This is a genomic window from Bosea sp. 124 (genome assembly GCF_003046175.1).
Taxonomy (GTDB): domain Bacteria; phylum Pseudomonadota; class Alphaproteobacteria; order Rhizobiales; family Beijerinckiaceae; genus Allobosea.
Map to the genome: position 1 here is coordinate 2,345,216 of NZ_PZZM01000001.1, position 26,785 is coordinate 2,372,000.

Annotated in this window: 25 protein-coding genes; 13 read left to right on the forward strand and 12 right to left on the reverse strand. The window is 67.5% G+C overall.

Going from position 1 to position 26,785, the window contains the following annotated elements:
- The first annotated feature begins 11 nt into the window (after window positions 1-11).
- From C8D03_RS11040 to C8D03_RS11050, 3 genes are all read left to right on the forward strand, one after another.
- Entirely contained in the window at window positions 12-1,373 is a 1,362-nt protein-coding gene (locus tag C8D03_RS11040; RefSeq protein ID WP_248308429.1) for an ABC transporter substrate-binding protein, read from the forward strand.
- Between the two features lie 228 nt (window positions 1,374-1,601).
- Window positions 1,602-2,450, forward strand: coding sequence for an ABC transporter ATP-binding protein (locus C8D03_RS11045; RefSeq protein ID WP_108046304.1), 849 nt, complete (start codon window positions 1,602-1,604; stop codon window positions 2,448-2,450).
- A gap of 175 nt (window positions 2,451-2,625) precedes the next feature.
- Window positions 2,626-3,858 (forward strand): phenylacetate--CoA ligase family protein, encoded by a 1,233-nt coding sequence (locus tag C8D03_RS11050; protein ID WP_108046305.1) that lies wholly within the window; start codon window positions 2,626-2,628, stop codon window positions 3,856-3,858.
- Window positions 3,859-3,927: 69 nt separating this feature from the next.
- Here the strand turns inward: C8D03_RS11050 and ung are convergent, their stop codons facing one another.
- The 3 genes from ung to C8D03_RS11065 form a co-directional block, all read right to left on the reverse strand.
- On the reverse strand, window positions 3,928-4,626 hold the full coding sequence (gene ung, locus C8D03_RS11055; protein WP_108046306.1) for a uracil-DNA glycosylase: 699 nt from the start codon (window positions 4,624-4,626) through the stop codon (window positions 3,928-3,930).
- Window positions 4,623-6,143, reverse strand: a complete 1,521-nt coding sequence (locus C8D03_RS11060; protein WP_108046307.1) for a bifunctional metallophosphatase/5'-nucleotidase — start codon at window positions 6,141-6,143, stop codon at window positions 4,623-4,625. The genes ung and C8D03_RS11060 overlap by 4 nt, the downstream gene beginning before the upstream one ends.
- Before the next feature lie 92 nt (window positions 6,144-6,235).
- Complete coding sequence (locus tag C8D03_RS11065) at window positions 6,236-6,946, reverse strand: hypothetical protein (RefSeq protein ID WP_108046308.1); 711 nt, start codon at window positions 6,944-6,946, stop codon at window positions 6,236-6,238.
- Window positions 6,947-7,105: 159 nt separating this feature from the next.
- Between C8D03_RS11065 and hemH the strand changes: the two genes are divergently transcribed.
- Window positions 7,106-8,170, forward strand: coding sequence for a ferrochelatase (gene hemH, locus C8D03_RS11070; protein WP_108046309.1), 1,065 nt, complete (start codon window positions 7,106-7,108; stop codon window positions 8,168-8,170).
- On the opposite strand, the gene C8D03_RS11075 is transcribed toward hemH, so the two are convergent.
- Window positions 8,086-9,078, reverse strand: a complete 993-nt coding sequence (locus C8D03_RS11075; protein ID WP_108046310.1) for an alpha/beta fold hydrolase — start codon at window positions 9,076-9,078, stop codon at window positions 8,086-8,088. The two genes, hemH and C8D03_RS11075, sit on opposite strands and share 85 nt — an antisense overlap.
- A gap of 45 nt (window positions 9,079-9,123) precedes the next feature.
- On the opposite strand from C8D03_RS11075, the gene C8D03_RS11080 reads away from it, so the two are divergent.
- Window positions 9,124-9,603, forward strand: a complete 480-nt coding sequence (locus C8D03_RS11080) for a MarR family winged helix-turn-helix transcriptional regulator (RefSeq protein WP_108046311.1) — start codon at window positions 9,124-9,126, stop codon at window positions 9,601-9,603.
- Window positions 9,604-9,699: 96 nt separating this feature from the next.
- On the opposite strand, the gene C8D03_RS11085 is transcribed toward C8D03_RS11080, so the two are convergent.
- Window positions 9,700-10,581 (reverse strand): TorF family putative porin, encoded by an 882-nt coding sequence (locus tag C8D03_RS11085; protein ID WP_181300879.1) that lies wholly within the window; start codon window positions 10,579-10,581, stop codon window positions 9,700-9,702.
- Between C8D03_RS11085 and C8D03_RS26435 the strand changes: the two genes are divergently transcribed.
- Complete coding sequence (locus tag C8D03_RS26435; RefSeq protein ID WP_181300881.1) at window positions 10,580-10,729, forward strand: hypothetical protein; 150 nt, start codon at window positions 10,580-10,582, stop codon at window positions 10,727-10,729. The genes C8D03_RS11085 and C8D03_RS26435 overlap by 2 nt on opposite strands.
- Window positions 10,730-10,838: 109 nt before the next feature.
- On the opposite strand, the gene C8D03_RS11090 is transcribed toward C8D03_RS26435, so the two are convergent.
- The 3 genes from C8D03_RS11090 to C8D03_RS11100 form a co-directional block, all read right to left on the reverse strand.
- Window positions 10,839-12,296, reverse strand: a complete 1,458-nt coding sequence (locus C8D03_RS11090; protein ID WP_146170149.1) for a L,D-transpeptidase family protein — start codon at window positions 12,294-12,296, stop codon at window positions 10,839-10,841.
- Between the two features lie 198 nt (window positions 12,297-12,494).
- Window positions 12,495-13,448 carry an acetyl-CoA carboxylase carboxyltransferase subunit alpha gene (locus C8D03_RS11095; RefSeq protein WP_108046314.1) on the reverse strand — a complete coding sequence of 318 codons (954 nt, stop codon included), beginning with the start codon at window positions 13,446-13,448 and terminating at the stop codon, window positions 12,495-12,497.
- Between the two features lie 107 nt (window positions 13,449-13,555).
- Window positions 13,556-14,323: a class I SAM-dependent methyltransferase gene (locus tag C8D03_RS11100; protein WP_108046315.1), complete on the reverse strand. Its 768-nt coding sequence runs from the start codon at window positions 14,321-14,323 to the stop codon at window positions 13,556-13,558.
- A 152-nt stretch (window positions 14,324-14,475) separates the two neighbouring features.
- On the opposite strand from C8D03_RS11100, the gene gloB reads away from it, so the two are divergent.
- The 3 genes from gloB to C8D03_RS11115 all read left to right on the forward strand — a co-directional run bounded on the left by gloB (window position 14,476) and on the right by C8D03_RS11115 (window position 16,568).
- Entirely contained in the window at window positions 14,476-15,240 is a 765-nt protein-coding gene (gloB, locus tag C8D03_RS11105) for a hydroxyacylglutathione hydrolase (protein WP_108051507.1), read from the forward strand.
- Window positions 15,241-15,321: 81 nt separating this feature from the next.
- Window positions 15,322-15,786 (forward strand): cupin domain-containing protein, encoded by a 465-nt coding sequence (locus tag C8D03_RS11110; RefSeq protein WP_108046316.1) that lies wholly within the window; start codon window positions 15,322-15,324, stop codon window positions 15,784-15,786.
- Window positions 15,786-16,568, forward strand: coding sequence for a GNAT family N-acetyltransferase (locus tag C8D03_RS11115; RefSeq protein ID WP_108046317.1), 783 nt, complete (start codon window positions 15,786-15,788; stop codon window positions 16,566-16,568). Before C8D03_RS11110 ends, C8D03_RS11115 begins: the two co-directional genes overlap by 1 nt.
- 50 nt (window positions 16,569-16,618) lie before the next feature.
- On the opposite strand, the gene C8D03_RS11120 is transcribed toward C8D03_RS11115, so the two are convergent.
- The gene (locus C8D03_RS11120) at window positions 16,619-17,854 is read right to left on the reverse strand and encodes a metal-dependent hydrolase family protein (protein WP_108046318.1); all 1,236 of its coding nucleotides are present in this window, start codon (window positions 17,852-17,854) and stop codon (window positions 16,619-16,621) included.
- Window positions 17,855-17,892: 38 nt separating this feature from the next.
- Window positions 17,893-18,372: a DUF2938 domain-containing protein gene (locus C8D03_RS11125; RefSeq protein ID WP_108046319.1), complete on the reverse strand. Its 480-nt coding sequence runs from the start codon at window positions 18,370-18,372 to the stop codon at window positions 17,893-17,895.
- Window positions 18,373-18,614: 242 nt separating this feature from the next.
- Between C8D03_RS11125 and C8D03_RS11130 the strand changes: the two genes are divergently transcribed.
- The 3 genes from C8D03_RS11130 to C8D03_RS11140 all read left to right on the forward strand — a co-directional run bounded on the left by C8D03_RS11130 (window position 18,615) and on the right by C8D03_RS11140 (window position 23,155).
- Complete coding sequence (locus tag C8D03_RS11130) at window positions 18,615-19,751, forward strand: ROK family protein (protein WP_108046320.1); 1,137 nt, start codon at window positions 18,615-18,617, stop codon at window positions 19,749-19,751.
- A 244-nt stretch (window positions 19,752-19,995) separates the two neighbouring features.
- The gene (locus tag C8D03_RS11135; protein ID WP_181300883.1) at window positions 19,996-22,626 is read left to right on the forward strand and encodes a DUF3772 domain-containing protein; all 2,631 of its coding nucleotides are present in this window, start codon (window positions 19,996-19,998) and stop codon (window positions 22,624-22,626) included.
- Between the two features lie 4 nt (window positions 22,627-22,630).
- Window positions 22,631-23,155, forward strand: a complete 525-nt coding sequence (locus tag C8D03_RS11140) for a CAP domain-containing protein (protein ID WP_248308430.1) — start codon at window positions 22,631-22,633, stop codon at window positions 23,153-23,155.
- 24 nt (window positions 23,156-23,179) lie between these two features.
- Here the strand turns inward: C8D03_RS11140 and C8D03_RS11145 are convergent, their stop codons facing one another.
- Together C8D03_RS11145 and C8D03_RS11150 are read right to left on the reverse strand one after the other, a co-directional pair.
- Window positions 23,180-24,004, reverse strand: a complete 825-nt coding sequence (locus C8D03_RS11145; RefSeq protein WP_108046322.1) for an OmpA/MotB family protein — start codon at window positions 24,002-24,004, stop codon at window positions 23,180-23,182.
- A gap of 32 nt (window positions 24,005-24,036) precedes the next feature.
- Complete coding sequence (locus C8D03_RS11150) at window positions 24,037-24,807, reverse strand: motility protein A (RefSeq protein ID WP_108046323.1); 771 nt, start codon at window positions 24,805-24,807, stop codon at window positions 24,037-24,039.
- Between the two features lie 153 nt (window positions 24,808-24,960).
- Here C8D03_RS11150 and C8D03_RS11155 point away from each other — a divergent pair, with 153 nt between their 5' ends.
- Complete coding sequence (locus C8D03_RS11155) at window positions 24,961-26,778, forward strand: glucan ABC transporter ATP-binding protein/ permease (RefSeq protein ID WP_108046324.1); 1,818 nt, start codon at window positions 24,961-24,963, stop codon at window positions 26,776-26,778.
- Window positions 26,779-26,785 lie beyond the last annotated feature (7 nt).

Sequence of the window (26,785 nt, forward strand, 5' to 3'; positions counted from 1 at the left end):
GGATGACATCCATGAAGACACCTCATCTGAAGACACCTCATCCGAGGACCCGCCATCTGATGAAGACCGCTGCTCTCGGGGCGCTGCTGGCGGCCGGCGCCTTCGCTGCGCCGGCTATCGCGCAGGACAGCGTCTATTTCGCCAACAATGCCTATCGCACCGGGCCCTTCGCCGGCTCCGGCATCCCGATCGGCGACGGCATGCGCGATTACATCACCATGATCAACGAGCGCGACGGCGGCGTCGGCGGCGTCAAGGTCGTCTATGAGGAGTGCGAGACCGGCTACGACACCAAGAAGTCGATCGAGTGCTACGAGCAGGCGAAGTCGAAGAACACGATCGTCTATTCGCCCTGGTCGACCGGCGCCACGCTCGCCGCGATCCCGCGCGCCCATATCGACAAGATCCCGATCCTGTCGATGGCCTATGGCCTGTCGGCCTCGGCCGACGGCACCGCCTTCCCCTGGGTCTTCATCCCGCCCTTTACCTATTGGGACGGTGCTTCGCTGATGGTGAAGCACATGGCCGCCGAACTCGGCGGCATGGACAAGCTCAAGGGCAAGAAGCTTGGCCTGATCCATCTCGACGCGCCCTTCGGCAAGGAGCCGATCCCGGTGCTCGAGAACCTCGCCAAGAAATACGGCTTCGAGGTCAAGCTTTATCCGGTGGCCGCCGCCGACATGCAGAACCAGGGCTCGCTCTGGCTCTCGATCCGGCGCGACCGGCCCGACTACCTCTACAACCAGGGCTGGGGTGCGATGAACCCGACCGCGGTGAAGGAGGCGATCAAGAACAACTTCCCGATCAACAAGCTGGTCGGCGTCTGGTGGGCCGGTGGTGACGACGACGCGCGCGCCGGCGGGCCGGAGGCGAAGGGCTACAAGTCGCTCAACCTGAACGCGGCGGGCACCAACTTCCCGGTCATCCAGGACATCCAGAAATACGTCGTGGAGAAGGGCAAGAGCCTCGCCCCCAAGGAGAAGGTCGGCGAGAACCTCTATAATCGCGGCGTCTACAACTCGATGCTCGTGGTCGAGGCGATGCGCAACGCCCAGAAGCTGACCGGCAAGAAGGTCGTCAACGCCGAGGACATGCGCCGCGGCCTGGAGAGCCTCAACATCACCGAGGCCCGCCTGAAGGAGATCGGCATGGAAGGCTTCGCCACGCCGACCACGATCTCCTGCACCGACCATTCCGGCCACAGCAAGGCCTATGTCGCCGAGTGGGACGGCACCAAATGGACGAAGCCCGGCGAGTGGCTGGAGCCCCTCAAGGACGAGGTCCGGCCGCTGATCGAGGCCAACGCCAAGGACTACACCGACAAGGCCGGCAACTGGCCGAAGCGGACCGAGCCCTGCGAGAAGTCGTCCTGATGTGAGACGGCTACGCGCCCACTTCCTTCCCCCCTTGGGGGAGAAGGTGGCAGCGCGAAGCGCTGACGTATGAGGGAAGTCCAGCACTCCTCTCATACGTCCTTCCCTCATCCGACCCGGCTACGCCGGGCCACCTTCTCCCGACGTATGTCGGGTGTACCCGACATACGCAGACAAGCGCCGATTCCGGGCAAGCCCGGGATCGGTGGGAGAAGGAAGGAGTGCGAGATGTCCACCGCCACACTCGACCAGCCGACCGCCACGACCCCGACCACCGACAACATCCTGTCGCTGAACAACATCGAGGTGATCTACGATCACGTCATCCTCGTGCTGAAGGGAGTGTCGCTGCACGTGCCGCGCCGGGGCATCGTCGCGATCCTCGGCGCCAACGGGGCCGGCAAGACGACGACGCTGAAGGCGATCTCGAACCTGCTCAAGGCCGAGCGCGGCGAGGTCACCAAGGGCTCGATCGTGTTCGAGGGCGAGCGCGTCGACAGGATGTCGCCGAACGAACTGGTTCGCCGCGGCTGCATCCAGGTGATGGAGGGGCGGCACTGTTTCGGCCATCTCTCGATCGAGGAAAACCTGCTGACCGGGGCCTTCACGCGCCGCGACGGCAATGCCGCGATCAAGCGCGACCTCGAGAAGATCTACGAACTGTTCCCGCGGCTGAAGCAGCGCCGCAATTCGCAGGCTGGCTACACCTCGGGCGGCGAACAGCAGATGTGCGCGGTCGGCCGGGCGATGATGTCGAAGCCGAAGATGATCCTGCTCGACGAGCCCTCGATGGGACTGGCGCCGCAGATCGTCGAGGAGATCTTCGAGATCGTGCGAAGGCTGAATGCGGAGGAGGGCGTCTCCTTCCTCGTCGCCGAGCAGAACACCAACATGGCGCTGCGCTACGCGACCTATGGCTACATCATGGAGACCGGCCGCGTCGTCATGGACGGCGAAGCCAAGATGCTGCGCGAGAACGAGGACGTGAAGGAGTTCTATCTCGGCGTCGCCGAGGGCAACAAGAAGTCCTTCCGCGAGGTCAAGAGCTACAAGCGGCGCAAGCGGTGGCTGTCGTGATGAAGCCCCCCACCCTTGGCCCTCATCCTGAGGAGCAGCCGGCAGGCTGCGTCTCGAAGGATGTTCCAGATGTCGCCAGAGCCCGCTGGAGCATCCTTCGAAACGCCGCTTCGCGGCTCCTCGGGATGAGGGCTGTGGGATTGCGGAACTGCGCTGGACGAGCGAGGCGAATCCCATGACCGAGCATCACGACGCTCTCGAAACCCGGCCGCCCGAAGCCCGCGAGGCCGATCTGTTCGCCCGCCTGCCAGCGGCCCTGGCGGAGGCGATGACGGCGCCGGCCTATGCCGCGCATCTGAAGGGCATCGATCCGGCGGAGATCACCGACCGCAACGCGCTCTCGACGCTGCCGATCCTGCGCAAGGCCGATCTGCCGGCGTTGCAGAAGCAGAGCCTGCCTTTCGGCGGCTTCGTTCCCGACAGGTCCGGAGCCTTCGGCCGGCTCTTCACCTCGCCCGGGCCGATCTTCGAGCCGGAGGGCACGGGCAGCGATCCCTGGGGCTCCGCGCGCGGGCTGTTCGCAGCCGGCTTCCGGCCGGGCGACATCGTGCTCAACACCTTCGGCTACCATCTGACGCCCGGCGGCTTCATCATGGATTCGGGCGCGCGTGCGATCGGCTGCGCCGTGATCCCGGCCGGGCCGGGCAATACCGAGCAGCAGATGGAGGTGATCGCCGCCTATCGGCCGAGCGCCTATACCGGCACGCCCGATTTCCTGAAGATCCTGATCGAAGCCGCCGAGAGCCGCGGCGTCGACATCTCCTGCATCAAGCGGGCGGTGGTCTCGGGCGCGGCCTTCCCACCCTCGCTGCAGGCCTGGGTGCGCGAGCGCGGCGTCGATGCCTATCAGCTCTACGCTACTGCCGATGTCGGGATCATCGCCTATGAGACCCCGGCTCGCGAGGGGCTGGTGCTGAACGAGAACCTGATCGTCGAGATCGTGCGGCCAGGCACCGGCGATCCGGTGGAGCAGGGCGAGGTCGGCGAGATCGTCGTCACCAATCTCGACCCGCATCATCCGCAGATCCGGCTCGCGGTCGGCGATCTCACCGCCGTGATGCCGGGCGTCAGTGCCTGCGGGCGGAGCAATGCCCGGATCAGGGGCTGGATGGGCCGCGCCGACCAAACCGCCAAGATCAAGGGCATGTTCGTGCGGCCCGAGCAGGTCGCGGAAATCGCGAAGCGCCATAGCGAGATCCACAAGCTGCGCCTGGTCGTCGGCCGTGCCGACGAGGTCGACACCATGACGCTGAAGGCGGAGATCTATGCGGAAGCCGCCGGGCTGGTCGATGCGATGTCGGCGAGCCTGCAGCAGATCACGAAGCTGCGCGGCGCGGTCGAGATCCTGCCGCTTGGAGCCCTGCCGAACGATGGCAAGGTGATCGCGGATGAGCGGCCTGTGGGGTGACGGGCCTACGATACGTCGCCGAGCAGGGCGCGGGGAACCCTCTCCTTACAGGAGAGGGTTCCCCGCGCTTTACCAGTCGACCGGCGTTTCACCCTTCGCTTCCAGCCAGGCATTCGCCTTCGAGAACGGTTTCGAGCCGAAAAACCCGCGTCGCGCCGAGAGCGGCGAGGGGTGGGCGCTGGCCAAGACCAGATGGCGGCTTTCGTCGATCAGCGGTCGCTTCGCCTGCGCCGGATTGCCCCAGAGGATGAAGACGGCATGGGGGCGCTCGCGCGAGACCGCGGCGATGATCGCGTCCGTGACCGCGCTCCAGCCGAGCAACAGATGCGAGCCCGCCTTCGAGGCGCCCTCGCGCACGGTGAGCGCCGTGTTGAGCAGCAGCACGCCCTGCTTCGCCCAGGGCGTCAGGTCGCCGCCGGCGGGCGCGGCGCGGTCGAGATCGCCCGACAGCTCCTTGCCGATGTTGACCAGCGAGCGCGGCAGCGGCGGCGGGCCGACATAGGAAAAGGCCAGCCCGTTGGCATGGCCCGGCGTCGGGTAGGGGTCCTGGCCGAGGATGACGACGCGGACCGCGTCGAGCGGGGTCAGCGCCAGCGCGGCGAAGACGCGCTCGGGCACTGGGGCCACGACATGCCCGGCCGCGCGCTCGGCATCGACGGCGGCACAGGCGCGCTCCGCCTGCGCGCCGGGAGCGAAGACCGGCAGATCGCGCCAGCCTTTTGCCTCATCGCTCGCGAGAAAGGCCGCGAGCGCGGTCTTGCAGCTCACTTCAGGACGGCCCGGCCCTCGACCTTCGCGTCGATCGTACCCAGCCTGCGCAGATAGACCATCACCTCATTGGCCATCAGCTTGCCGTCGGTCAGGCCGATCAACGTCTTGCCGCGCGCCAGCGCGGTATAGCCGTCGCCACCCTCCAGCATGAAGTTGTTCGAGGCGACCGTATATCTTCCGGCCGGGTCGATCGGGTTGCCGGCGACCGTCACAGCGGTGACGCGCGAGCCTTGCGGCTGCTTCAGGTCGGCCTCGAATTTCAGGCCGGAGACGACCGGGAAGCGGCCGGCGCCCTGGGGGGCGTCGCGCAGGCCGTTCTCGATCGCGTCCTTGACGTCCTTGCCGGTGATCTCGACCATCACGGTCGCGTTGCCGAAGGGCAGCTCGCTCAGCACGTCGCGCCGGGTCAGCTTGTGGCCGATCGGATACTGCTTGTTGGCGCGGATGCCGCCGGCATTGGTGATGGCGAGCTGCGCGCCGGTCGCTGTCCTGATCGCGTCGGCGATCAGGTTGCCGATCGCCGTTTCCTGCGTGCGGATGACGCCGGTGCGCGAATCGAGCGGAGCGGCCAGCACCGCGACGTCGATGTCGAGTTCCTTCGAGAGCTCGCCCTCATAGCCTTTCACCAGCGCGGCGACCTCGGGGTCGGGCGTCGCGCCGCGTGAATCATTGACGCGGAAGGTTGGCGTCCAGGAGACTTGCCGGGCGGCGCCCTCGCCGCGGACGCTGACGGCGATGTCGATCGCGGTGACGTAATTGCCCTCCTCGTTTGACTCGACCATGACGACCTTGCCGTCATAGGCGATGGCGAGATCGTGGTCGTGGCCGGTCAGCAGGATGTCGACGACGCGGGAGCGCACGATCTCGTTGTCCATGGCGCGGTCGGCATGGACGACGGCGACGAGGATGTCGGCGCCCTGGCTCTTCAGGGCGCGGGCCTCGCGGCGCAGCGCCTCCATGGTCGAGGAGAATTTCAGGTCGCCGGGATTGGAGATTTGCGGGGTCGGGTCATAGGCCGTGCCGATGACGCCGACCTTGAAGCCGCCGAGTTCGAAGATCTGGGAGTCCTTGTGGCCGGGCAAGGGCTGGCCGGCGGCGTCGCGCAGATTGGCAGCGAAGGTCGGGTAGGTCTGGGCGGCGGTCAGCTTGAGATAGTTCTCCTTGCCGAAGTCGAATTCGTGGTTGCCTGGCACGAAGACGTCGAGCCCCATCTTGTTCTGCATCGCGACGATATGGGCGCCCTGGTCGAAGCCCGACATCAGCGAGGGCGAGTAGCAATCGCCGGCATGGCAAAACAGCAGCGGCACACCCTTGGCGCGCTCGGCCCTGGCAATGCCGGCGGCGCGCGCGAAGCCGCCGCGGCCCTTGTCGTCGCTCATCTTGTAGATGTCGTTGACCAGCAGCAGCGTGAAGGCCGGAGCCGGCGTCTGCGCGATCGCGGCCGGCGCGGTGGCGGCGAGCGCGGCCGGGGCGGCGATAACGCCCAGGGCGTTGCGGCGGGTCAGCTTGGTCATGAGTGCTTTCCTCGGCGAGGCGGCGATGGGGAGACCTCGCACGCAATATCGCAGTGTCGAGCCGTTCCAATCAAGCGGCTCGCCGCCCGGCGCTAGCGATTGGTCATCTCGCTGCGGGTGGTGTTGATCGCGTCGCTGACATGGGCGTAGTTCGCGGCCGAATCGCGGATGTCCGCGCGGCGGTTGCGTTCCGCCAGCCATGGCCCGTCCCTGAACCAGGATGTCAGATTGTCCTTGCGGATGTAGTGATCGAATGTGCTCTCGGGCAGTTCCTGCGCATCCGTCAGGAATTTCTTGGTCCATTCATCCTCGAGGACCTGCCCCGGCAGCCAGTCGCGCATGATCTCGATGTCGTCGAGGACGTGCAGAAGTTCGTGCTCCCAGATGACCCCAAACAGCTTCCGGCTGAGGCGGTCCTTGTCGAGCGGGCGATCATCCTCGAGGACATGGACCGCTATCGTCGCCTCCAGAAATACATCTCCGCCCTGGAAGCGCCATGTCACGCGGTTCTGAGCCGCGATGCTGCGCTGCCACTGCTTGTCGATATCGGGAAAGATCACCGAGAATTCGGCGGTGACGAGACCATGGACCGAGGCCAACTGGCTCGGATTGTTCTTCTGCGTGCCGCTGCGCAGCTTCATCAGATCCTCGCGCCGCACGAAATTCGGCAGGCGCAGGTCGCTGGCCGTCAAGCCCGCGGGCGGTTTGATGGCGTAGAGGGCTTTCGGCACGATCACCTTGTTCGCATGGACGATCCGGCCCTTGAGCTCGAAAGCCGGGCCCCTGACTGTGGCCGGCGGCATGGCGTTCCTCCCTGCGCCGCGGGCGTCGCGGTGTCCAGATCGATGGTCTGCCGCTTCGGCCATCTCCGCAAGACAGGATCGCCAGTGTCGCACCTGCGGCGCCGGCACTGGACGAAATCGCGAACTCGTCTAAATCACGCCTAAAGGATATCCGCGCTCATGACCGTCGAGACCAAGCCCGTGGCCGCTGATTTTGCCGTGCCGCTTCCGCCCGATCACCCACCCATCCGGACCGGGCGCATCGGCGTCCTGCTGATGAATCTCGGCACGCCGGAAGGCACGAGCTACTGGCCGATGCGGACCTATCTGAAGGAGTTTCTCTCCGACCGCCGCGTCATCGAGACCTCGCGCTGGCTGTGGTGGCCGCTGCTCAACCTGATCATCCTGACGACGCGGCCCGGCCGCAAGGGCAAGGACTACGCCTCGATCTGGAACAATGAGCGCGACGAGGGCCCGCTCAAGACGATCACCCGCTCGCAGACGGAGCAACTCGCCGCCCGTCTCGGGCCTGAACTCGGGGACCGCGTCGTCTTCGACTGGGCGATGCGCTACGGCTTCCCGGATGTGAAGAGCCGGTTGAAGGCGCTGCTCGACCAGGGTTGCGACCGCATCCTGATGGTGCCGCTCTATCCGCAATATGCGGCACCGACCTCGGCCACGGCCTGCGACCAGGCCTTCCGCGCGCTGATGACGATGCGCTGGCAGCCGGCGGTCCGGGTCGCGCCGCCCTACCATGACGATCCGGCCTATATCAAAGCGCTGGCGGTCTCGATGCGCGCTTCGCTGGCGAAGCTCGATTTCGAGCCCGAGGTGATCCTCTGCTCCTTCCACGGCATGCCGAAGGAATACCTGCTCAAGGGCGATCCCTATCACTGCCACTGCGCCAAGACCTGGCGGCTGCTGCGCGAGGAACTCGGCTTCAGCCGCGAGCGTTTCAGGATGACCTTCCAGTCACGCTTCGGGCCCGACGAATGGCTGCAGCCCTATACCGACGAGACGGTGAAGGCGCTGGCGTCGTCCGGCACGAAGTCGATGGCGATTGTCGCGCCCGGCTTCTCGGCCGACTGCCTGGAGACGCTCGAGGAACTCGATGTCGAGAACCGCGAGATCTTCCTGCACAATGGCGGCGAGCGCTTCGCCTATCTGCCCTGCCTGAACGCCTCGCCGGAGGGCGTGGACGCCATCGAGGCCGTGGTGCGGCGCGAACTGATGGGCTGGGTCTGAGCGGAACGCTCATCGGTCCGTCCGGCGACGAAATCCGCGACGATCGCCGTGACACGGCGCGATTGCAGGATGCGGCGATGGCCGAGCCCCTGCATCGACTCCAGGCGGATGAAGGGGCCGGCTTCAGCCAGTGCCTCGGCATCGGCGAAGGGAACCTCCTTGTCGTCACGGCAATGCACGAGCAGCGTCGGCCCACCGAAGCGCGCCAGTTGATCGACGCCCTCGAAGGCCGCGACCGGCACGCCTGCGACACTGTGGATGCGCGCCGCCAGCGCTGCCTGGCCGCGCCGGCCAAGCCCGATCGTCGTGCCGAATTGCCGCGTCACCTGCGCCATCGATGAGGGTGGGGAGATCATGGCCAGGCGCTTCGCCGTGACGCGCGGCTGCGCCGGGACCGTCCCGGCCAGCGCCGCGAGCGCGATCGAGCCGCCGAAGGAATGGGCGACGATGGCATGCACGGGAGCAAAGGCGCGCGCCACGGCAGCCAGGCTCGCGACGCCGATCGGCAGGTTGAGTTCGGCGCCGGTCGATTGCCCATGGGCCGGCAGATCGAAGGCTACGACCCGGAAGCCGGCCCGCAGCAGCGGCGCGACGAAGGCGCTCATGAAGGCGGCTTCGCCGGTCCAGCCATGCAGAAGGATCACCGTCGGCGCCGGTTCGGGCTCGGCGATGGCAGGCGGCTCGAAGAGATAAGCGGTGACGGAGCCGCAGGGGAACGGCACCGATATCCGCGCCGCACCGTCGAGGCGGGCGGTGATGGACTTGACCGCAGGCGCGCGATTGGCTCCCTGCTTGGGGCGAGGTGGGGTGCAGAAGGCCGTGAAGGCGAGACGGCCGGTCAGGCGCGGTGCAATGAGGCTCGAGATGCGGATGACGGGCCGGAGCAGGCGGAGGAGCGAGACGGCCATGGCGCCAGTCCTGATTTGTTCATTGATGAACAAATATGTTCAACCATGAACAAAAAGCAAGAACCCTCGCCGCGTCCCGATATACCCCGGCGGTTGCCCTGGGATCTGCCGCGCTTTCGCAACTGGATCGCGGTGGCGCGTGTCCATCAGCTCTGGAAGAAGGTCTTCGGTGAGGCACTGGCGCCGCTGGGCATCCAGCTCGCGCATTACGACGTGCTCGCCAATATCGCCCATGTGCCGGGGCTGACCCAGCAGGCGCTGGCGGAGAAACTGCTGGTCGGACGCAGCGCGATGAGCATGCTCCTGCCGGAACTTGAGCGCCGCGGCCTGATCGAGCGGCGCAGCGACGAGGCCGACCGCCGTGTCCGCAGGCTCTGGCTCACCGAGGCCGGTACCACCCTGACGGACAAGGCCATGGCCATCCATGTCGTCCGGCTGGAGGCGATGATGACAGTACTGAGCGACGCCGAATGCGAATCGATCGGCGAGATGATGCGGCGGATCGGGAAGTCGCTGGAAAGCTGAGCCGGGTCGCCCCACGGCCCGGACAGCAAAAAGGCCGCTCGCAAGAGCGGCCTTTTCCTATTCAGGTCGGCGTGGTCAGGCCCGTTGGGGCCGAACTCACTTGGCCGGGGCGAAGATGCCGATGCTGCTCGCCGTGATGTCGAAGGACAGGGTGCCGACAACAGTCGCGCCGCACCATTTCGACCGGCCATTGCCCGAGGTGATACCGCGCGGATCGGCCGTCAGGAGGAAGCAGTCGGCCTTCGAGAGATCGGTGTCGTGATAGCGGAGATCGGCCGTCAGGTTCTTGTAGGTGTAGCTGATGCCGGCGTTCCAGTAGGTGTAGTCGGGCAGGTTGGTCGGTGGGACGGTCGACCAGATCGCCAGATTGGTGGTGCCGAGCCAGTAGCGGCCGAGTTCGCCCGAGATGGAGAGCCCCTCGAGGAAGGGCAGGGCGTATTTGGCGGTGACCGAGCCATAGGTGCCCTGGGCGCCGGTTCCGAGCCAGTCCCAGGCATAGAAGACGTTAGCGCCGACAGTCAGGGTCTCGGCGAAGGTATAGGAGACCTTGCCATAGACTTCCGTGTAGTCGGTGTTCTTCGGCGTCCACTGCACGCCCGCGGCATCGAAGAAGGCCTTCTCGCCCGGGTAGTAGTACTGCCAGACACCGAAATCGAAGGCGAGGTTGCCGAATTTCGGACGGATGCCGCCGTAGAAGTCGATCTCCGCGTCAGGACGGGTCGCCAGATCGACGTTCGAGGCGTAGATGCCGAGATAGAACAGGTTGTCGTAGATCTGCAGTTCGGCGCCGCCCTGAACCGCAGGCTTGCGGTCGGTCTGCGAGATGCCGCGGAAATTGTAGTCGGTCATCGCCTTGACGCTGATGGCGACGTCGAACCAGGTGATGCTCGGAGGCACCGGGACGACCGGAGCGCTCTTGCGGGTCGGCAGATCGGCTGCCTGCGCGGCGCCCGCCATCACGGCGAGGGACAGGGTCATGCCAGTGACCGAAGAACGGACGAAATCGAAGACCATTACCTGCTCCGTGCCAATCGAGCCGCTCGTTCCGGCGCGTTTCCGCCATAATCAGGCCGGTATTTCCGATTCTCGGCAAGGCGAGCTTTTTGGCAGCATGCTCAGCAATTAAGCAAAAGGCCCCGCACAGCGGGGCCTTTGCGCCTGAGAAACGGTCTAAGCCGACAAAGCGTTCGGATGTTGCATTTCCAACACGCCGCGATCGGCGTGAGACAGGGCGGTCAGCGCGTGACAGGCTGGCTGGCGAAGGCCGCCGCCGGCTCTTCCAGGCGGGTCGTGCGCAGTTTGTCGGCGCGGCGCGGCGGCAGAGGGGCGCGCACATTCGTCGGTGTCGACGGCACGACCGAAGCAACCGGCGCGGAAACTTGCGTCTCTGCCGGCTTCGAGGCGCCGATCAGGGGCACGAAGCTGAGCGCGCGACGATAGAAGGGTTCGCTCTCCTCGGAGGCCGTGGTGAAGGAGCCGGCGACCGGGGCTGGCGCGGCACCGCCCGGCTGGACCTTGGCGAGCAGCGTTGCAGCCGGTGCGGCGGCTGGCTTCGGCACCTCGGCCTTGGTCGGCTCGGGCTTGGCAGCTTCAAGCTTGGCAGGCTCGGCCTTGGCGAGTTCAGGCTTGGCTGCGGGCGGCTCGGTGGCAGCCGCGGAGACGGCTGCGAGCACGGCGTCGTTGTCGGCCGAGGTGGCGCGGATGGTCGCCTTCGCCTTGCCCTTGTCATCGAGGACGACGACGCGCGGGCCGATGGTCAGTGCATCGGGGCGGCTGACGCCGACATCGCGCGAGCCCCAGGAAGCCGAGCGGTTCAGCGAATCCGCGCCGCCGGCGACGAGGGCGGTCTTGAAGGAGCTGTGCTGGTCGCCGTCGTCATAGAGCAGCTTGATCGCGGGCGTGCCTCTGGCAACGAGCGCCGCGACCTGGGTCTCGTCCTGCTGGCGCTTCTGCTGCACGGCCTGCGCGACCGAGGGATCGCCGGTGCTGCCGTTGAAGACGTAGCGCCCGCCGGAGACGCCGACCTGCGGCTCGTCGCCCGTGACCTCGAAATAGTCGGTGCCTTCCTTCAGGTTCTTCCAGAAGGCGATGTTGGAATCGAGCCGGTGCTTGGCGAGGTTCTCCGGCGTCATCCGGAACGGCAGCGCCTGCATCTGGACGGCCTTCTGGCCGGCGTTCTGCGCCTCGCGGACGAGCGCGTAGATCTCGCCGATCTGGTCGTCGGTCATCGAGTAGCAGCCGGCCGAGGAGCAGGCGCCATGCACCATCAGATGGGCGCCGGTGCGGCCATGCGAGCGGTCATAGGCGTTGGGGTAGCCCATGTTGAAGGAGACATAATAGGACGAGTTCGGGTTCATCTGCGCCGGGCTGATGGCGTAGAAGCCCTCGGGCGCCATGCGGTCGCCCTCACGGACCTTCGGGCCGAGCTGGCCGGACCAGCGGCACATCGGGAAGGTCTTGAGCAGGGCGTACTGGCCGGTGGGCTTGCGCTTCCAGATCTCGAGCTCCGACTCCTTCTTGTAGGAGCGGATCAGGATCGGCTGATCCTTGTTCATGCCCTTCTCGGACATCAGCGTGTAGGTCGCCGACGGGATCGGGATATGGTGCCGGGCGGAGCCGCGATAACGGTCCTCCTCGCAGGCGCCCAGGGACAATGCAACAAAAGCCACGAGCGCGAGTTGCTTGAATGCCACGTCGTCAATCCCATCGATCGGCCGGCCAAGAGCGCGACCTGTGACTTCGCAAGACGGCCAAATTGTGCCCGCCGTCCTGTTTTAGAAGCGTTAGCCTTGAAGGTTCCTTACCACAGGGTCCTGTGTGAAGGCCACATGGTCAAGGCGAGGTTAATCACCGGGTCGGCGCGACACCGCCCCATGCGGGGCTGCGCGCCCTCACAGATTGCGTCCGATCGCCAGGAATTTCTCGGCGCGCTGCTCGACGATCTGGTCGCGCGAAAGCCCGGCCATCTCCGCCAGCGCTGCAGCCAGCGCATCGCCGGCGCGTCCGATCGTGGCCTCGCGGCCTCGATGCGCGCCGCCGGTCGGCTCGCTGACGATCCGGTCGATGACGCCGAATTTGAGCAGATCCTGCGCGGTGATCTTCATGCCGGTGGCGGCATCCTGGGCCCGGCCGGTGTCGCGCCAGAGAATCGAGGCGGCGCCTTCCGGCGAGATCACCGAATAGATGGCGTGCTCCAGCATCATCACGCGACTGGCGGCCGCGATCGCGATCGCACCGCCCGAGCCGCCCTCGCCGATCACCAGCGCGACGCTGGGCGTGCCGAGGCCGAGCCAGGCTTCGGTCGAGCGGGCGATGGCCTCGGCCTGGCCGCGCTCCTCAGCCTCGATGCCGGGATAGGCGCCGGCGGTGTCGACGAAGCTCAGCACCGGCAGGCCGAATCGGTCGGCGAGTTCGACCAGCCGGACCGCCTTGCGGTAACCCTCGGGCTTGGCCATGCCGAAATTGTGCCGGATGCGGGTCTCGGTCGAATCACCCTTCTCCTGGCCGATGATGCAGACCGGCTCGCCGCGGAAGCGGCCGAAGCCGCCGACGACGGCCTCGTCCTCACCGAAGGTGCGGTCGCCGGCCAGCGGCGTGAACTCGTCGATCAGCGCGGCGCAGTAGTCCTTGAAATGCGGCCGCTGCGGATGGCGCGCCACCAGCGTCTTTTGCCAAGGCGTCAGCGCGGCATAGAGGTCCTTCAGCGCCTGGCCAGCCTTGGCCTCGAGCCGGCCAATCTCCTCGGCGAGCGCGTAGCCCTCGCCCTTGGATTCCAGGGCCCGCAACTCATCCGCCTTCGCCTCCAGTTCGGCGACCGGCTTCTCGAAATCCAGATAGCTTCGCATCGTGATCCAGTTTCAGGTTCCGCGCCGGGGGGTCCTTGCGCGTGAAGCGTCATGCGGAACCGGGCTCGCGAAAAGCGGCGGACCTTGGCCGCGCCCCGGCTTTTTTGTCAACCCGGCGGCGTGCCGTCGCGGGCATTGCCGCCGCGCTGCGTCGGCGTCGGCTGCGGCAGCAGGATGGGGCGGAAGGCGAAGCTGCGGCGCGTCGCGCGCAGCGGGATGCGACGGTAGACCTGTTTCGTCGCGTCGATGACATGGACCCCCGCGAAGGGTAGCGAGAGCCCGGCCCCGACGCGTTCCCAGGCGGAGGCCGAGCGCATCAGCAGGCGGCGGCGCAGCGGCGGTACATAGAGCGCCTCGGTCCAGTTCTCGGGCGAGAACTCGGCCGCACGCATCAGCGCCTCGAGCTGCGAACGGCTGAAGGGGCGGCCCTGGCCGAAGGGCGTGCCGTCCATCCGGGCCCAGAGTCCGCGCCGGTTCGGCACGACGAGAATCATCCGCCCGCCCGGCGAGAGCACGCGCCCGACCTCCTCGATCAGGTCGTCGGGGCTTTCGGTCTCTTCCAGCGCATGGACGAGCACGACCCGGTCGATCGAGGCGGTTGGCAGGGGCAGCAGCGTCGGTTCGACCAGCGCGGAGGCCGAGGGACCGTCGGATGGCCAGCTCACCACACCCTGCGCCGCCGGCATGAAGGCGATCACCCGTTCGGCATTGACGCCGAGCACCGAGAGATAGGGCGTGGAAAAGCCCAGCCCGAGGACGCGCTGGCGTGCGCAGTCGGGCCAGAAGCGCAGCATGGCCGTGCCGATGAAGCGTCGCGCCACATGGCCGAGCGGGCTGGCATAGAAGGCTCGCAGATCGGCGACGTCGAGCGACATGGAGCCGGAAGATGTGGTGCCGCGCCGGGGCGCGCAAGGGCGAATGGCGAACGGCGAGCAGCGAAGGGCGGCCGGCTCGCGTTGCGGGGGTGGCGTTGGAGCCTTGCATTCGCTATTCGCCAGTCGCCCCTCGCATGCTTCCGGAGCCCGCCATGCCGCTCGATCTCCACGTCTTCCGCACGCTCAGCGACAATGCCGGTGCGCTGCTCCTCGATCCGGCGACGAAGGCCTGTGCGGCCGTCGACGTGCCCGATGCCGGGCAGGTCATGGCGGCGGCGAAGGCGAAGGGCTGGACGATCACCGACATCTTCGTCACCCATGCGCATTCCGACCATACCCAAGGCGTGGCCGAGTTGAAGCGGGCGACCGGGGCGACAGTCTGCGGGCCGGCCGATGCGGCGGCTTCGGCCCCGCTCGACCGCATCGTCGGAGAGGGCGACACGGTGTCGCTCGGCGGGGATAGCTTCGAGATCTGGCATACGCCCGGCCATTCGGGCGGGCATCTCAGCTTCGTCTCGCGCGGGGCGAAGCTGGCGCTGGTCGGCGACGTCGTCTTCGTGATGGGCTGCGGGCGCGTGCAGCCCGGCCAGATGGCGGCGATGTGGACCTCGCTGTCGCGGCTGATGGCGCTGCCCGGCGAAACCCGCCTGATCGGCGGCCATGACTATACCCTCTCCAATGCGCGGTTCGCCGCCGCGATGGAGCCGGCCAATGCGGCTCTGTCGGCGCGGCTGGCCGAGGCCGAGGCAGCCAAGGCGGAAGGCCGCTTCTGGGCACTCACCACGGTGGCGGAGGAGGCTGCGACCAATCCCTTCTTCCGCGCCGGCGAGGGGGCACTCGCCGCCGCCGTCGGGCTCGTCGCCGCGCCTTCGGGCGATGTCTTCGCCGCCCTGCGCGAAGCCAAGAACCGCTTCTGAGGCACGATCTCCTTTTCGAAGTGCGCGCTCTTCCCAAGACGCGAACTCTTCCCGAGGCGCGAACTCTTCCCGAGGAATGCCATGGCTTCGTCTCTGAACGGCCTGACCGCTGCCGAGGTGATCCGGCTGCTCGATCTCAAGCCCCATCCCGAGGGCGGGCATTATCGCGAGACCTTTCGCGATCCGCGGGAGGCTGAAGGGCGCAGCGTCTCGACCGCGATCTACTACCTGCTCGACACGGCTGAGACCTCGGAATGGCATCGGGTCGATGCAGCCGAGATCTGGCATCATTATGCCGGCGCCCCTCTGGTGATCAGCGTCTCGCCCAACGGGCACGACGCCTCGGCGCATCATCTCGGCACCGATCTCGCCGCCGGGCAGCGGCCGCAATTCGTCGTGCCGGCGGGCTGGTGGCAGAGTGCGACCTCGCTCGGCGCCTGGACGCTGGTCGGCTGCACGGTGGCGCCGGGCTTCGTCTTCGAGGCTTTCGAGATGGCGCCGCCGAACTGGCGGCCGACGCCGCGCAAGCCCGGAGGGAGCGCGTGATGACGCCGGATCAACAGACGCTCGACCAGAGTGAGCTCGGCCTCGTGCTCGATTGCGAGCGGCGCATCGTCAATGCCTGGCCCGCGCCGGCGACGCTGCTGATCGGCGACTGGGTGGTGCGTTTCGCCGGCGGCTATTCGGGCCGGGCGAACTCGGCCTCGCCGCTGAAGCCGGGCGCCGAGCTCGACGAGGCGACGCTGGCGCTGATCGAGGAGCTCTACCGGGCCGATGGCCTGCCGCCCTGCATCCGGCTGACGCCGCTCGTCGGAGAGGTGACGCAAGCTGTCGTGCTGGCGCGCGGCTATCGCGTCAAGGACGCGTCCTTCGGCCTGATCAGGGTGCTTGCCGACATCGTGCCGGAGGCCGAGCCCGATCTCGAGATCGAGGCGCGCCCGAGCCAGGACTGGATCGCGGGCGTCGCCGCGCGCCAGAGCGGTATCAAGACCGATCCCGTGAAGCTCGCGGGGATCGTCGATGCCGTGCGCCTGCCGGCCGCCTTCGTGACCTGGATGGTCGCGGGAGAGCCGGTCGCTTTCGGGATGAGCGTGGCCGAGCGCGGCATGGCCGAGATCGGCAGCGTCGTCGTCGATCCCGCCCATCGCGGCCATGGCTATGGCCGGCGCCTGATCGGTGGCCTGATGGGCTGGGCCCGCGCGATGGACTGCGAACAGGCCTATCTCCAGGTCGACCAGAACAATGCGGTCGCGCTCGGGCTCTATCGCTCGCTCGGTTTCCGCCAGCTCTACGCCTATGAGACGCGGGTTCTGGATCTGGGCGTGTGAAGCGAAGGCCGTCATGCTCAGGGCGGGCCCGAGCATGACGGCCTTCGCGCTCAGCCCAGGCTGGCGCGCTTCATGAAGGCGCCGCCCTTCATGATCAGCGGCATGTGCTTGCCCTGCCGCGTCAGCAGCGAGAGGTCCTTCAACGGGTCGCCGTCGACGACGATCAGGTCGGCATGGGCGCCGGCGGCGATCGTGCCGATCTTGCCCTCGAGCTTGAGCAGTTTGGCCGCGACATGGGTGGCGGAGCCGATCACCTCATGCGCCGGCAGGGCCCGGCCGCGAATCACGAACTCTTCCGACTGGTAGCGATGCATCTCGCCAAGCAGGTCGCTGCCATAGGCCATAGCGAGCCCGGCCTTTTTCATGATGGCGAGCGAGTTCATCCCGGCCGAACGCACGACATCGACCTTGGCGACGGAATCCGGCGGGAAGCCGAGCTTGGGGCCGTCCGAGACGAGCTTGTCGTAGGTGACGAGGGTGGGCACCGCGACCGCGCCCTTCGAGGCGGCGAGCTTCGCCGTTTCGGCCTCGATCAGGTTGCAGTGCTCCAGCGAGTGGACGCCGGCCAGGACGCAGCGGCGGATCGCGTCGTCGGTATAGACATGGGCCGAGACGTAGGTGCCGGCCATCCGGGCCTCCTCGACGATCGCCTCCAACTCGCTGACGGAGAAGCCTAGGAAATGGATCGGGTCTGTCGGCGAGGCGCAACCGCCATTGGCCATGATCTTGATGAAGTCGGCGCCGCCCTTCATTTCCTCGCGCGCGGCGCGGCGGACCTGGTCGAGCCCGTCGCAGACGCGGCCGAGCGCGCCGAGCCGGTGGCGGATGACCGGCGTCGTCGCGTCATCATAGCGACCGCGGAAATCGGCATGGCCGCCGGTCTGGCTCAGCGCCTTGCCGGAAATGACGAGGCGCGGCGTCGGGAAATGGCCTTCGTCCGTCGCCTGCTTCAGGCCGAAATCGGCGCCGCCGACATCGCGCACCGTGGTGAAGCCGCGCATCAGCATCTCGCGCATGATGACGAAGGAGCGCGCGGTGACGAGCGAGTCCGGCAGCATCGCGTTCTTGCCGAGATCGGCGACGCCGGCGACGACATGGACATGCGCGTCGATCAGGCCGGGCATCAGGGTCTTGCCCTTGAGGTCGACGATCCTGGCCTTGGGCGACGAGACGCTCTTGCCGACATCCCTGATCGTGCCGCCCTCGACGAGGACGCTGACGGGAGCGCCGGCTTCGGGCGCGGTGCCGTCGACAATGCGGGCATTGGTGAAGAGCGTGCTGGCCATGGTTGTCTCTGGTTTGTCCTGGTGGGTGGCGAGGGTGTTCAGCGGGTGAGGAGCGCCGTGCCGTAGAGGCCGATCGCGAAGACGATGTGGCCGATGATGTTCATCAGCCGGATGCGGTTGGCGTTGGGCCGCTTCGATGCGGCGATGCCGGCGCCCATGCCGGGCGCCAGGATGAACCAGCCGCAGCCGACGGTGACAAGACCGACGACCAGTGCCGGCAGGAAGGTCGGGTTGCGGGCCCAGCCCACGCCCCAGACCGCCAGCAGGCTCGCGGCGAAGAGAATGCCGACGGCGTAGTGGAAGGCCCAGCCGATGGCGAGCTCGTTTTGGACGGGTTCCGCCTTGGCGATGTCCTCATGGACCAGTTGCCCGCGAAACAGGTGGACGAGCCAGCGTCCGGGCATCGCCCAGTTCGTCGGGGGCCAGCCGATGGTGCGCTTCAGGAGCTGCCCCCAGAGATCCAGCACCACGGTCGCGCCGATGCCGATCATCACTGCCCGAACAATGAAATCCACCATGTCATCCCCCCGGAGCGCGGACAGCCGCGCCCGCCTCATGCGCCCGTTCAGGGCGTCGTTTGCAACCGGGCCCATGGAGCGGCGATCCGCCCGGCGGGTCAACCGGCGAAGGCCGCGAAAGCGCCGCGACGGGCGCAGGCGCGCCATGCGTCAGGCGCTGCCGCCGGTTCGGGTGGCGCGTCCCGGAACCTCTGCGGGCGTCCGGGGGTTGCCCTTATCGAAGCAGATCGGGGGAGGACGAGATGGGCACTGCTACGGCAGGGACGACAAGCCGTCGCGAGGCGGGTCAGCATGGCGTGCACGGTGCAGACGAGCTGCCCTCCGTCAGCGTCACCAGCTACAATCTCGAAATCCGCGATCAGGACGGCTTCGTCGGCGACAAGGCGAGCCGGAGCGCCTTCGTCGAGCATCTCGACGCCTTGCGCCTGCATCTGCGCGAGCAAGGCAGCGATCCGCTGAAGGGCGAGACTGCGGCGGTCAGCAAGAAGAATCTCGACGCGCTGCTGAAGGATGGCGATCCGCATGAGGCGGCGCTCGTGCTCAGCGCGATCGAGCGCTTCGCCCAGTCGCTCGCCTTCGTCATCCGCCGCTTCGTGCGGCTCAAGAGCTGGGCGCCGGTCGAGCGTATCGTGGTCGGCGGCGGCTTCCGCGAGAGTCGCGTCGGCGAACTCGCCATTGGCCGCGCCGGCATCATCCTGAGCACGGACGGACACAAGATCGATCTCGTGCCGGTCTCGCATCACCCGGACGAGGCCGGGCTGGTCGGCAGCGCGCATCTCGCGCCGAAATGGATCTTCGAAGCCTATGACAGTCTCGCCGCCGTCGATATCGGAGGCTCGAACATCCGCGCGGGCATCGTCGAGCTGCGCCAGGACAAGGCGCCGGATCTGAGCAAGGCCAGGGTCTCCTCCTCCGAACTCTGGCGGCATGCCGACGACGCGCCCAGCCGCGACGAAGCGATCGAGCGGCTCGGCACAATGCTCAAGGCCCAGCTCAAGCAGGCGAAGAAGGATGGTTTGCGCGTCGCTCCTTTCATCGGGGTCGGCTGTCCGGGGCTGATCGAGCCGGACGGCTCCATCGATCGCGGTGCGCAGAACCTGCCGGGCAACTGGGAGAGCAGCCGCTTCAATCTGGTCGATAGCATCCGCGCGCTCGTGCCGGAGATCGGCGAGCATGAGACGCAGGTCGCGATGCATAACGATGCGGTGATCCAGGGCCTGAGCGAGATGCCGGCGATGCAGGATGTCGAGAACTGGGCGGTGCTGACGATCGGGACCGGCCTCGGCAATGCGAGCTACCGCAACCGGGCGAAGCCGAAGGGCAAGGACTCCGAGAAGGAGAAAGCCGCTGGCAAGGGGAAATCCGGCGCCGGGGATTGACGTCCTCCTGCCTGCCGCAGCGTCTTTTATCGTCGCCGTGCCATGATGATGTCCCGTTTGGGAGGGAATGAGGAGCCCGACGCCGCTGCCCTGGCGTGGCGGACATCGCCCCATTCGCTTCCAACCGTGCAGACAGGTCTCGCCCTTGCCCTTCGATCGCTGGTGCCACGCTTGCCTTGGGGACGGAGCTGTGGCGACGGTCGAGCCAGGACCGAATCACCATCCTGAGCGAGGCCGGACCGGAATGGCTGCGCGCATCGGGCAAGCGCCCTCACCAAGGCCACGCCTTCATGGCCTCGTCCTTGCCCTGGCGATGCTGTTTGCGGCGCTCGTCGGCGCGGGACAGACGTTCGCGCAGCAGCCGGCGGCCGAAGTGGCGCCGGCCCGGGCCCGGCTGGATGCGATCCGGCTCGAACTGACGCAGATCGAAACGACGCTGGCGGCACCGACCGCGACGGAAACGGAGCTGCAACGGCAGCGTGCGCGGCTGCAGCCCTCGCTCGACCAGCTTCGCCAGCTCATCGAGGAGCAAACTCCGCGCGTCGAGCAGGCGAAGCTGCGGCTCGACCAGCTTGGCGCCAAGCCCGATGCCGCCGCGCCGCCCGAGACAGCCGAGGTGGCGCGCGAGCGCGACGGCCGCCTCAAGGCCTTCGCCGAGGCCGACGAGACGATGAAGATCGCGCGCGCCGCGTTCCTTCAGGCCGAGCAGCTCCAGACCGCGATCGGCGACCGCCGTCGCGAGCTGTTCGCCAAGGCGCTGTTCGCCGCCGGCCCAACCGTGTTCAGCCCGGACATGTGGAGCAGCGCGATCGCGACGGTGCCGGAGGATCTGCGCGCTTCGGGTTATATCTTCGGCGGCTGGCTGTCGGGCGTCGCCGAGGCGATGTCGGGCGTGCGCGGTGGCCTGGTCGCTCTGGCCTTCATCGGCGCCGTGCTGCTCTATCTGGCGCGCCGCCGCTATCTGCCGCGTTTCAAGGCCCGCTTCGGCAACACGCAGGACACGGGCAGCCTGCATTGCCTCTATGTCGCGCTGGCCCATGTCGTCGCGGGCGCCGCGCCTCCGGCTCTGGCGAGCTGGCTGATCTATGCGGCGCTGAACACGGCCGGGCTGCTGCCGCTGCGAATCCAGCCGGTGATCGCGGCAGCAGTCGCGGGGCTCGCCTTCGTCGCCTTCGTCCAGGCGCTGCTCGACGCGCTGTTTGCGCCGAGCCAGCCGCAGCGGCGGCTGGTCAGCGTGATGGATTCGACGGCGCGCATCGTGGTCTGGATGGGCACGTCGCTGGCCCTCGTGCTCTCGGTCAGCAAGGTTCTGGAAGCGTGGCTGACGGCGATCGCGGCAGGGCTCGCCGTCTCGATCATCCTGCGCAGCATCCTCGTGATCATCTTCGCGCTGACGCTGGTGGCGGGTCTGTTCCGCCTGCGCGACGACGAGGAGGTCGAGGAGGAAGCGTGCCTGGGGCCCTATGTGGCGGTCGACGGCGCGAGCCTCGGGCCGATCCGCATCTTCGGCTGGATCGTCGGACTCGTCATCTCGCTCTCCGTCCTCAGCGGCTATGTGATCTTCGCCTCGTTCCTCACGGAGCAGGTGCTCTGGGTCGGCATCGTCGCCTGCGTCTTCGTACTGGCCTACCAGCTCGTCGACCTCGGCATTCCGCAGGCGCTGACCGGAAAGGGCCGGCTCGCGCTGACGCTCAAAGCCGGGCTCGGCATCCGCACCGGGACGCTGGACAAGATCGCGGTCATTGCCGCGGGTGCCCTCAAGCTCATCCTGATCGTCGTCACCCTGATGCTGGTGCTGGCGCCCTGGGGGCTGGAATCGGCGGATTTCCTGACATCGCTGCGCGCCGCCTTCTTCGGCTTCCAGGTCGGCGGCGTCACGATCTCGCTGTCCTCGATCTTCATCGCCGGGCTGCTGTTTGCAGCCGGGCTCGGGGCCACGCGCTCGATGCAGGGCTGGCTCGAGACCAAGTTCCTGCCGACGACGCAGCTCGACACGGGGCTGAGGAACTCGATCACCACCGCGGCCGGCTATGTCGGTTATGTCGGCGCGGTCGCGCTCGCCGTTTCAGCGCTGGGGCTGAGCCTCGAACGGCTGACACTGGTGGCGAGCGCGCTCTCCGTCGGTATCGGTTTCGGCCTGCAATCGGTGGTGTCGAACTTCGTCTCGGGGCTGATCCTGCTCTGGGAGCGGCCGATCCGCGTCGGCGATCAGGTCGTGGTCGGCGACGCCGAGGGCATCGTCAAGAAGATCAATGTGCGCTCGACCGAGATTGCGACCTTCGACCGCTCCTCGGTGATCGTGCCGAACTCGAACCTCGTCTCCGGCGTCGTGCGCAACCGCGTCCGCAACGACCGGACGGGGCGCATCCTGATCGCGCTGTCGGTGCCGCGCTCGCTCGACGCCTCCGAGGTTCGCAGCATGCTCAGCGAGGTCGCCAGCGGCCATGGCGACGTGATGCAGAAGCCGCCGCCGGCGGTCATGTTCAAGAAGATCGGCACGGCGACGATGGATTTCGAGCTGATCTGCGTCGTCGCCGATGTCGACATCGTCGGGCGCGTCACCAGCGACCTGAACTTCGCGCTGCACAAGCGATTGACCGAGATGGAGCCGGCCGCCGGCACGCCGGAACTGCTGGTCAAGGGGCTCGAGGGCGTCGAGCAGTCACTGGGCAGCATCGCCGCCGCCGTCACCCGCGAGGCAAGGACGGGCGCGCCGAGCGCAGCCAGAAATACAAAGCCGGCCGCGCCGGCCCGGGCCGGGCGCCGGGCGCAGCCCGTACTCGCCGAGGACGACGAGACCGAGGCGGGCCAGGCCCCGCCGCCGGCACCCGCTCCCGCGCCGCCGGAGCCGGCCAAGGACGACAGCAAGGAATGATGCGATGCTCAGCCTCGAACGCGGCGCGGCGAAAGCCCGCTCGATGACCTGTCCCGTCCTCGTCGCGGGCGCGCTGGCGCTGCTCGGCGTCGCCGGCTGCACCGAGCCCGCGCGCATGAGCCAGCCGGCCTTCTATCGCGATCTCGGTTCGGCCTCGGCTCGGGTCGATGCGAACGAGGCCCGCGCGATGATCTCGGCCTACCGGCTCAATGCAGGCCTGAATGCGCTCGTGCTCGATCCCGAGCTGGTCGCCGTTGCACAGCAGGAGGCGAGCGCCATGGCGGCCGCCGACAAGCCCGCACAGGCCGAGGCGGTGAAGGCGCGGCTGGCGCGGAGCGGGCAGGCGGGGGCCGAGGCCAATCTCTCGGCGGGCTACCGGCGGCTGGCGGAGGCGTTCTCGGGCTGGCGCGACTCGCCGCAGCACGACCGCGTCATGAAGATGCCGGGCGCGACGCGCATGGGCATCGCCACGGCCTATGCGCCGGGCTCGAAGTACCAGGTCTACTGGGCACTGATTCTCGCACCGTGATCCCGGCGCCGCGAGGGCCGGCCGTCAGGGCCTGAGATCGGTCGGCAGCGGCGGTGCGTCCGCCTTCAGCACGATGCCGACACGGCGGTTATAGGGCAGATACGGGTTGTCCTTGACCAGTGGTTCGGTGTCGCCCTTGCCCGAGACGGAGGCGAAGCGGTCGCTCGGCACGCCGGCATTGGCGAGGAACTCGCGCACCGCTCCGGCACGGCCGACCGAGAGTTCCCACGGGTCGCCCTCCGGCGCAGCGCCCGGCTGGGGCGTTGCGGTGTGGCCGGTGATCGCGATCTTGTTCGGCATGCGCCGGAGCGTCGGCGCCAGTGCTCCCAGCAGCTTGCGCATGCGCTCGTTCGGCTGGCTCTTGCCCTCAGCGAACATGGCCCGGCCTTCCTGGTCGACGAGCTGGACGTCGATGCCGGTTTCCGAGACCTCCACGATGATGTTGCGCGAGAGCTCGGCGATCTCCGGCATGTCGCGCAGGGCCTGACGCAGCGAGGCGGCCGCGAGAGCGAAGCCGCGATCCTGCGCGGCCATCTCCAGGCCCTCCTCGTGAGGTGTGTTCTTGACCGGGCCCGGCGTGTCGGTCGCTTCGCCGAGCGGCCGGACACGGGCGTTGCGGACATGCGTTCCGGTGGGGATGCCGTCGGCTTCGATGATGCCGGCGAGCCGGATGTCCTTTTGCGAGCCGAAGGCCTCGCGCATCGAGCCGGCGACGATCTGGAGCTTGGCCTTGTCTTGGCTCGAATAGGCGGCGATCATGACGAAGAAGCTCATCAGCAGCGCCATCAGATCGGCGAAGGTCACGAACCAGCCGTGACCGCCATGGCCGCCGCGCTTCTTCTTAGCCATCGCTCAAATCCCGACCATCGCTCAAGGCCCGGTCAGGTCGCGTCCGCCATCTCGGCCCGGTGATGGTCGGGCAGATAGGCGAGCAGCATTTCGCGGACGAGCGTCGGGCTCTTGGCGTCGCGCATCTGCAGCACGCCGTCGATGATCAGCGTGCGCGAGATCTCCTCCTCCTCCAGCTTGATATGGAGCTTGTCGGCGATAGGCATGGCGATCATGTTGGCGACGACCGCGCCGTAAAGCGTCGCCAGCAACGCGGTCGCCATCGCCGGACCGAGCTTGGACGGGTCCGACATGTTGGCGAACATCGTCACCATGCCGAGAATGGTGCCGATCATGCCCCAGGCGGGGGCGCAGTCGCCGATCGCGCGGTAGACCTTCGAGCCCTCGTCGAGCCGCTGCAGGAAGTTGTCGCGGTCGCGCTCCATCGTGTCGCGGATGAAGTCCTTGTCGTAGCCGTCGGCGATATAGCGCAGCCCCTGCGCCAGGAAAGTGTCGGAGACCTCGGCGGTCTCGAGCGCCACCGGGCCGCTCTTGCGGGCGAGATCGGCGACGCGCGTGATCTCGTCGATCAGCTCGCGCGGGTGAATCGAGCGCATGGTGAAGGCGAAGCGCATGCCCATCGGGATGCCATGCAGGATCACCGAAAAGGGGAAACGGATCATCGTCGCGGCGGTCGCGCCGCCGAAGATCACGATCACGGCGTGGATGTCGTAATAGGCTTTGAAATTGCCGCCATCGAGCATGATCAGGCCGACGAGCACGCCGACGCCGGAAAGCAGTCCTACGCCGGTTGCGAGGTCCATGACATCGTCCCGAAAGCCACCTGCCCCAACCGGCGCCGTCGCCGGCCCGAGAACCGGGGCATGATAGCGATCGCCCTTTGAAGGAAGCGTTAAGGCGAAGGCTCGCAGGTTGAGAGCTTGCCCGGGCCGCCATGTCAGCTAAAGCTCTCCGCCATGTCGCTCTTCTCGATCTATACGCGCGTCCTCGGCGAGCTCGGCCCCGAAAAGCGGCTCGGGCTGATCCTGGCGCTGGCCAATGTGCTGCTGGCGGCGGCCTCATTCGCCGAACCGATGCTGTTCGGCGCGCTGATCGACAAGCTGTCGAGCGTGCAGGGCGCCGGGCAGAAGCTGGGGTGGGGCGACATCAGCCCGCTGATCCTGGCCTGGGTCGGCTTCGGCCTGTTCACCATCGGCGCCAGCGTCTTCGTCTCGCTGCATGCCGACCGGCTGGCGCATCGGCGCCGGCTCGCCGTGATGGCGAACTATTTCGAGCACGCGCTGACGCTGCCGCTGGCCTATCACACGCAGACCCATTCCGGCCGCGTGCTCAAGGTGATGCTGGACGGCACCAGCGGCATGTGGGCGCTGTGGCTCTCCTTCTTCCGCGAGCATTGCGCCAGCCTCGTCGCGCTCTTCATCCTGCTGCCCTTCACGCTGTGGAAGAACTGGCAGCTCGGCCTGCTGCTGATTTCGCTGGTGTTCCTGTTCGGCCTGCTCACGGCCTATGTGCTGCGCAAGACCGACAAGCTGCAGAGCAATGTCGAGGCCTATCACTCGAACCTCGCGGAACGTGCCTCGGACGCGCTCGGCAATGTTCCGGTGATCCAGAGCTTCACCCGGATCGAGGCCGAGGTGCGCGGCCTGCGCTCGACCATCGCGAGCCTGCTCGAAGCGCAGCTTCCGGTGCTGTCCTGGTGGGCGATCGCGACGGTCGCGACCCGCGCCTCGGCGACGCTGACCGTGCTCGCGATCTTCGTCGTCGGCGCCTGGCTGCTGATGCAGGGGCTGACGACTGTCGGCGAGATCGTCACCTTCATGGGTTTCGCCACCATGCTGGTCGGGCGGCTCGAGCAGATCGTTGCCTTCGTGAACTTCATCTTCATGCAGGCACCGAAGATGCGCGAGTTCTTCGACGTGCTGGACACGCTGCCGGCGGTGCGCGATCCGCCGAGCGCGCCCGATGCCGGGCGGCTCTCGGGCGCGGTCTCGTTCGAGGACGTCTCCTTTTCCTATGACGGCAAGCGCGCCGCGGTGCAGGACGTCTCGTTTTCGGTCGCGCCGGGCGAGACCATCGCCATCGTCGGCTCGACCGGCTCGGGCAAATCGACCACGCTCGGCCTGCTGCATCGCGCCTTCGACCCGCAATCCGGCCGCATCACGGTCGACGGGCAGGACATCCGCGAGATTTCGCTGCTCAGCTTGCGCCGGAACATCGGTGTCGTCTTCCAGGAGCCGATGCTGTTCGCGCGCTCGATCCGCGAGAATCTGACCGTCGGCAAGCCCGATGCGAGCGATGCCGAGATGATGGAAGCGCTCGACCGGGCGCAGGCGACCGAGGTGATGGCGCGCCAGACGGACGGGCTCGACACGCTGGTCGGCGAGCGCGGCCGGACGCTCTCGGGCGGCGAGCGCCAGCGCCTGTCGATCGCGCGGGCGCTTCTGAAGAACCCGCCGATCCTGATCCTCGACGAGGCGACCTCGGCGCTCGACGCGGCGACCGAGGTCAAGCTGCAGAAGGCGCTGGAGGAGGTGATGAAGGGGCGCACCACCTTCGTCATCGCCCACCGTCTCGCGACCATCCGCAACGCCGACCGCATCCTGGTGTTCGAACAGGGCCGGGTGATCGAGATGGGCTCCTTCGAGGAGCTCGTCGCCAAGGGCGGGCGCTTCGCGGCGCTGGCGCGGGCGCAGTATCTCGTCACCGACAAGGCTCCGGCGCCAGCCGGTGACGACGCCGTGAGCCCGCTCGCCGGGAAGATCACGCTCGACTGAGGCCGAG

Bases quoted from the DNA above. Each gene is read 5' to 3' on its own strand.
- C8D03_RS11040 (WP_248308429.1), top strand. From the start codon at position 12: ATGAAGACACCTCATCTGAAGACACCTCATCCGAGGACCCGCCATCTG.
- C8D03_RS11045 (WP_108046304.1), top strand. From the start codon at position 1,602: ATGTCCACCGCCACACTCGACCAGCCGACCGCCACGACCCCGACCACC.
- C8D03_RS11050 (WP_108046305.1), top strand. From the start codon at position 2,626: ATGACCGAGCATCACGACGCTCTCGAAACCCGGCCGCCCGAAGCCCGC.
- C8D03_RS11060 (WP_108046307.1), bottom strand. From the start codon at position 6,143: ATGACCAAGCTGACCCGCCGCAACGCCCTGGGCGTTATCGCCGCCCCG.
- C8D03_RS11065 (WP_108046308.1), bottom strand. From the start codon at position 6,946: ATGCCGCCGGCCACAGTCAGGGGCCCGGCTTTCGAGCTCAAGGGCCGG.
- hemH (WP_108046309.1), top strand. From the start codon at position 7,106: ATGACCGTCGAGACCAAGCCCGTGGCCGCTGATTTTGCCGTGCCGCTT.
- C8D03_RS11075 (WP_108046310.1), bottom strand. From the start codon at position 9,078: ATGGCCGTCTCGCTCCTCCGCCTGCTCCGGCCCGTCATCCGCATCTCG.
- C8D03_RS11080 (WP_108046311.1), top strand. From the start codon at position 9,124: ATGAACAAAAAGCAAGAACCCTCGCCGCGTCCCGATATACCCCGGCGG.
- C8D03_RS26435 (WP_181300881.1), top strand. From the start codon at position 10,580: ATGCCAGTGACCGAAGAACGGACGAAATCGAAGACCATTACCTGCTCC.
- C8D03_RS11085 (WP_181300879.1), bottom strand. From the start codon at position 10,581: ATGACCCTGTCCCTCGCCGTGATGGCGGGCGCCGCGCAGGCAGCCGAT.
- C8D03_RS11095 (WP_108046314.1), bottom strand. From the start codon at position 13,448: ATGCGAAGCTATCTGGATTTCGAGAAGCCGGTCGCCGAACTGGAGGCG.
- C8D03_RS11100 (WP_108046315.1), bottom strand. From the start codon at position 14,323: ATGTCGCTCGACGTCGCCGATCTGCGAGCCTTCTATGCCAGCCCGCTC.
- gloB (WP_108051507.1), top strand. From the start codon at position 14,476: ATGCCGCTCGATCTCCACGTCTTCCGCACGCTCAGCGACAATGCCGGT.
- C8D03_RS11110 (WP_108046316.1), top strand. From the start codon at position 15,322: ATGGCTTCGTCTCTGAACGGCCTGACCGCTGCCGAGGTGATCCGGCTG.
- C8D03_RS11115 (WP_108046317.1), top strand. From the start codon at position 15,786: ATGACGCCGGATCAACAGACGCTCGACCAGAGTGAGCTCGGCCTCGTG.
- C8D03_RS11120 (WP_108046318.1), bottom strand. From the start codon at position 17,854: ATGGCCAGCACGCTCTTCACCAATGCCCGCATTGTCGACGGCACCGCG.
- C8D03_RS11125 (WP_108046319.1), bottom strand. From the start codon at position 18,372: ATGGTGGATTTCATTGTTCGGGCAGTGATGATCGGCATCGGCGCGACC.
- C8D03_RS11130 (WP_108046320.1), top strand. From the start codon at position 18,615: ATGGGCACTGCTACGGCAGGGACGACAAGCCGTCGCGAGGCGGGTCAG.
- C8D03_RS11135 (WP_181300883.1), top strand. From the start codon at position 19,996: ATGGCTGCGCGCATCGGGCAAGCGCCCTCACCAAGGCCACGCCTTCAT.
- C8D03_RS11140 (WP_248308430.1), top strand. From the start codon at position 22,631: ATGCTCAGCCTCGAACGCGGCGCGGCGAAAGCCCGCTCGATGACCTGT.
- C8D03_RS11145 (WP_108046322.1), bottom strand. From the start codon at position 24,004: ATGGCTAAGAAGAAGCGCGGCGGCCATGGCGGTCACGGCTGGTTCGTG.
- C8D03_RS11150 (WP_108046323.1), bottom strand. From the start codon at position 24,807: ATGGACCTCGCAACCGGCGTAGGACTGCTTTCCGGCGTCGGCGTGCTC.
- C8D03_RS11155 (WP_108046324.1), top strand. From the start codon at position 24,961: ATGTCGCTCTTCTCGATCTATACGCGCGTCCTCGGCGAGCTCGGCCCC.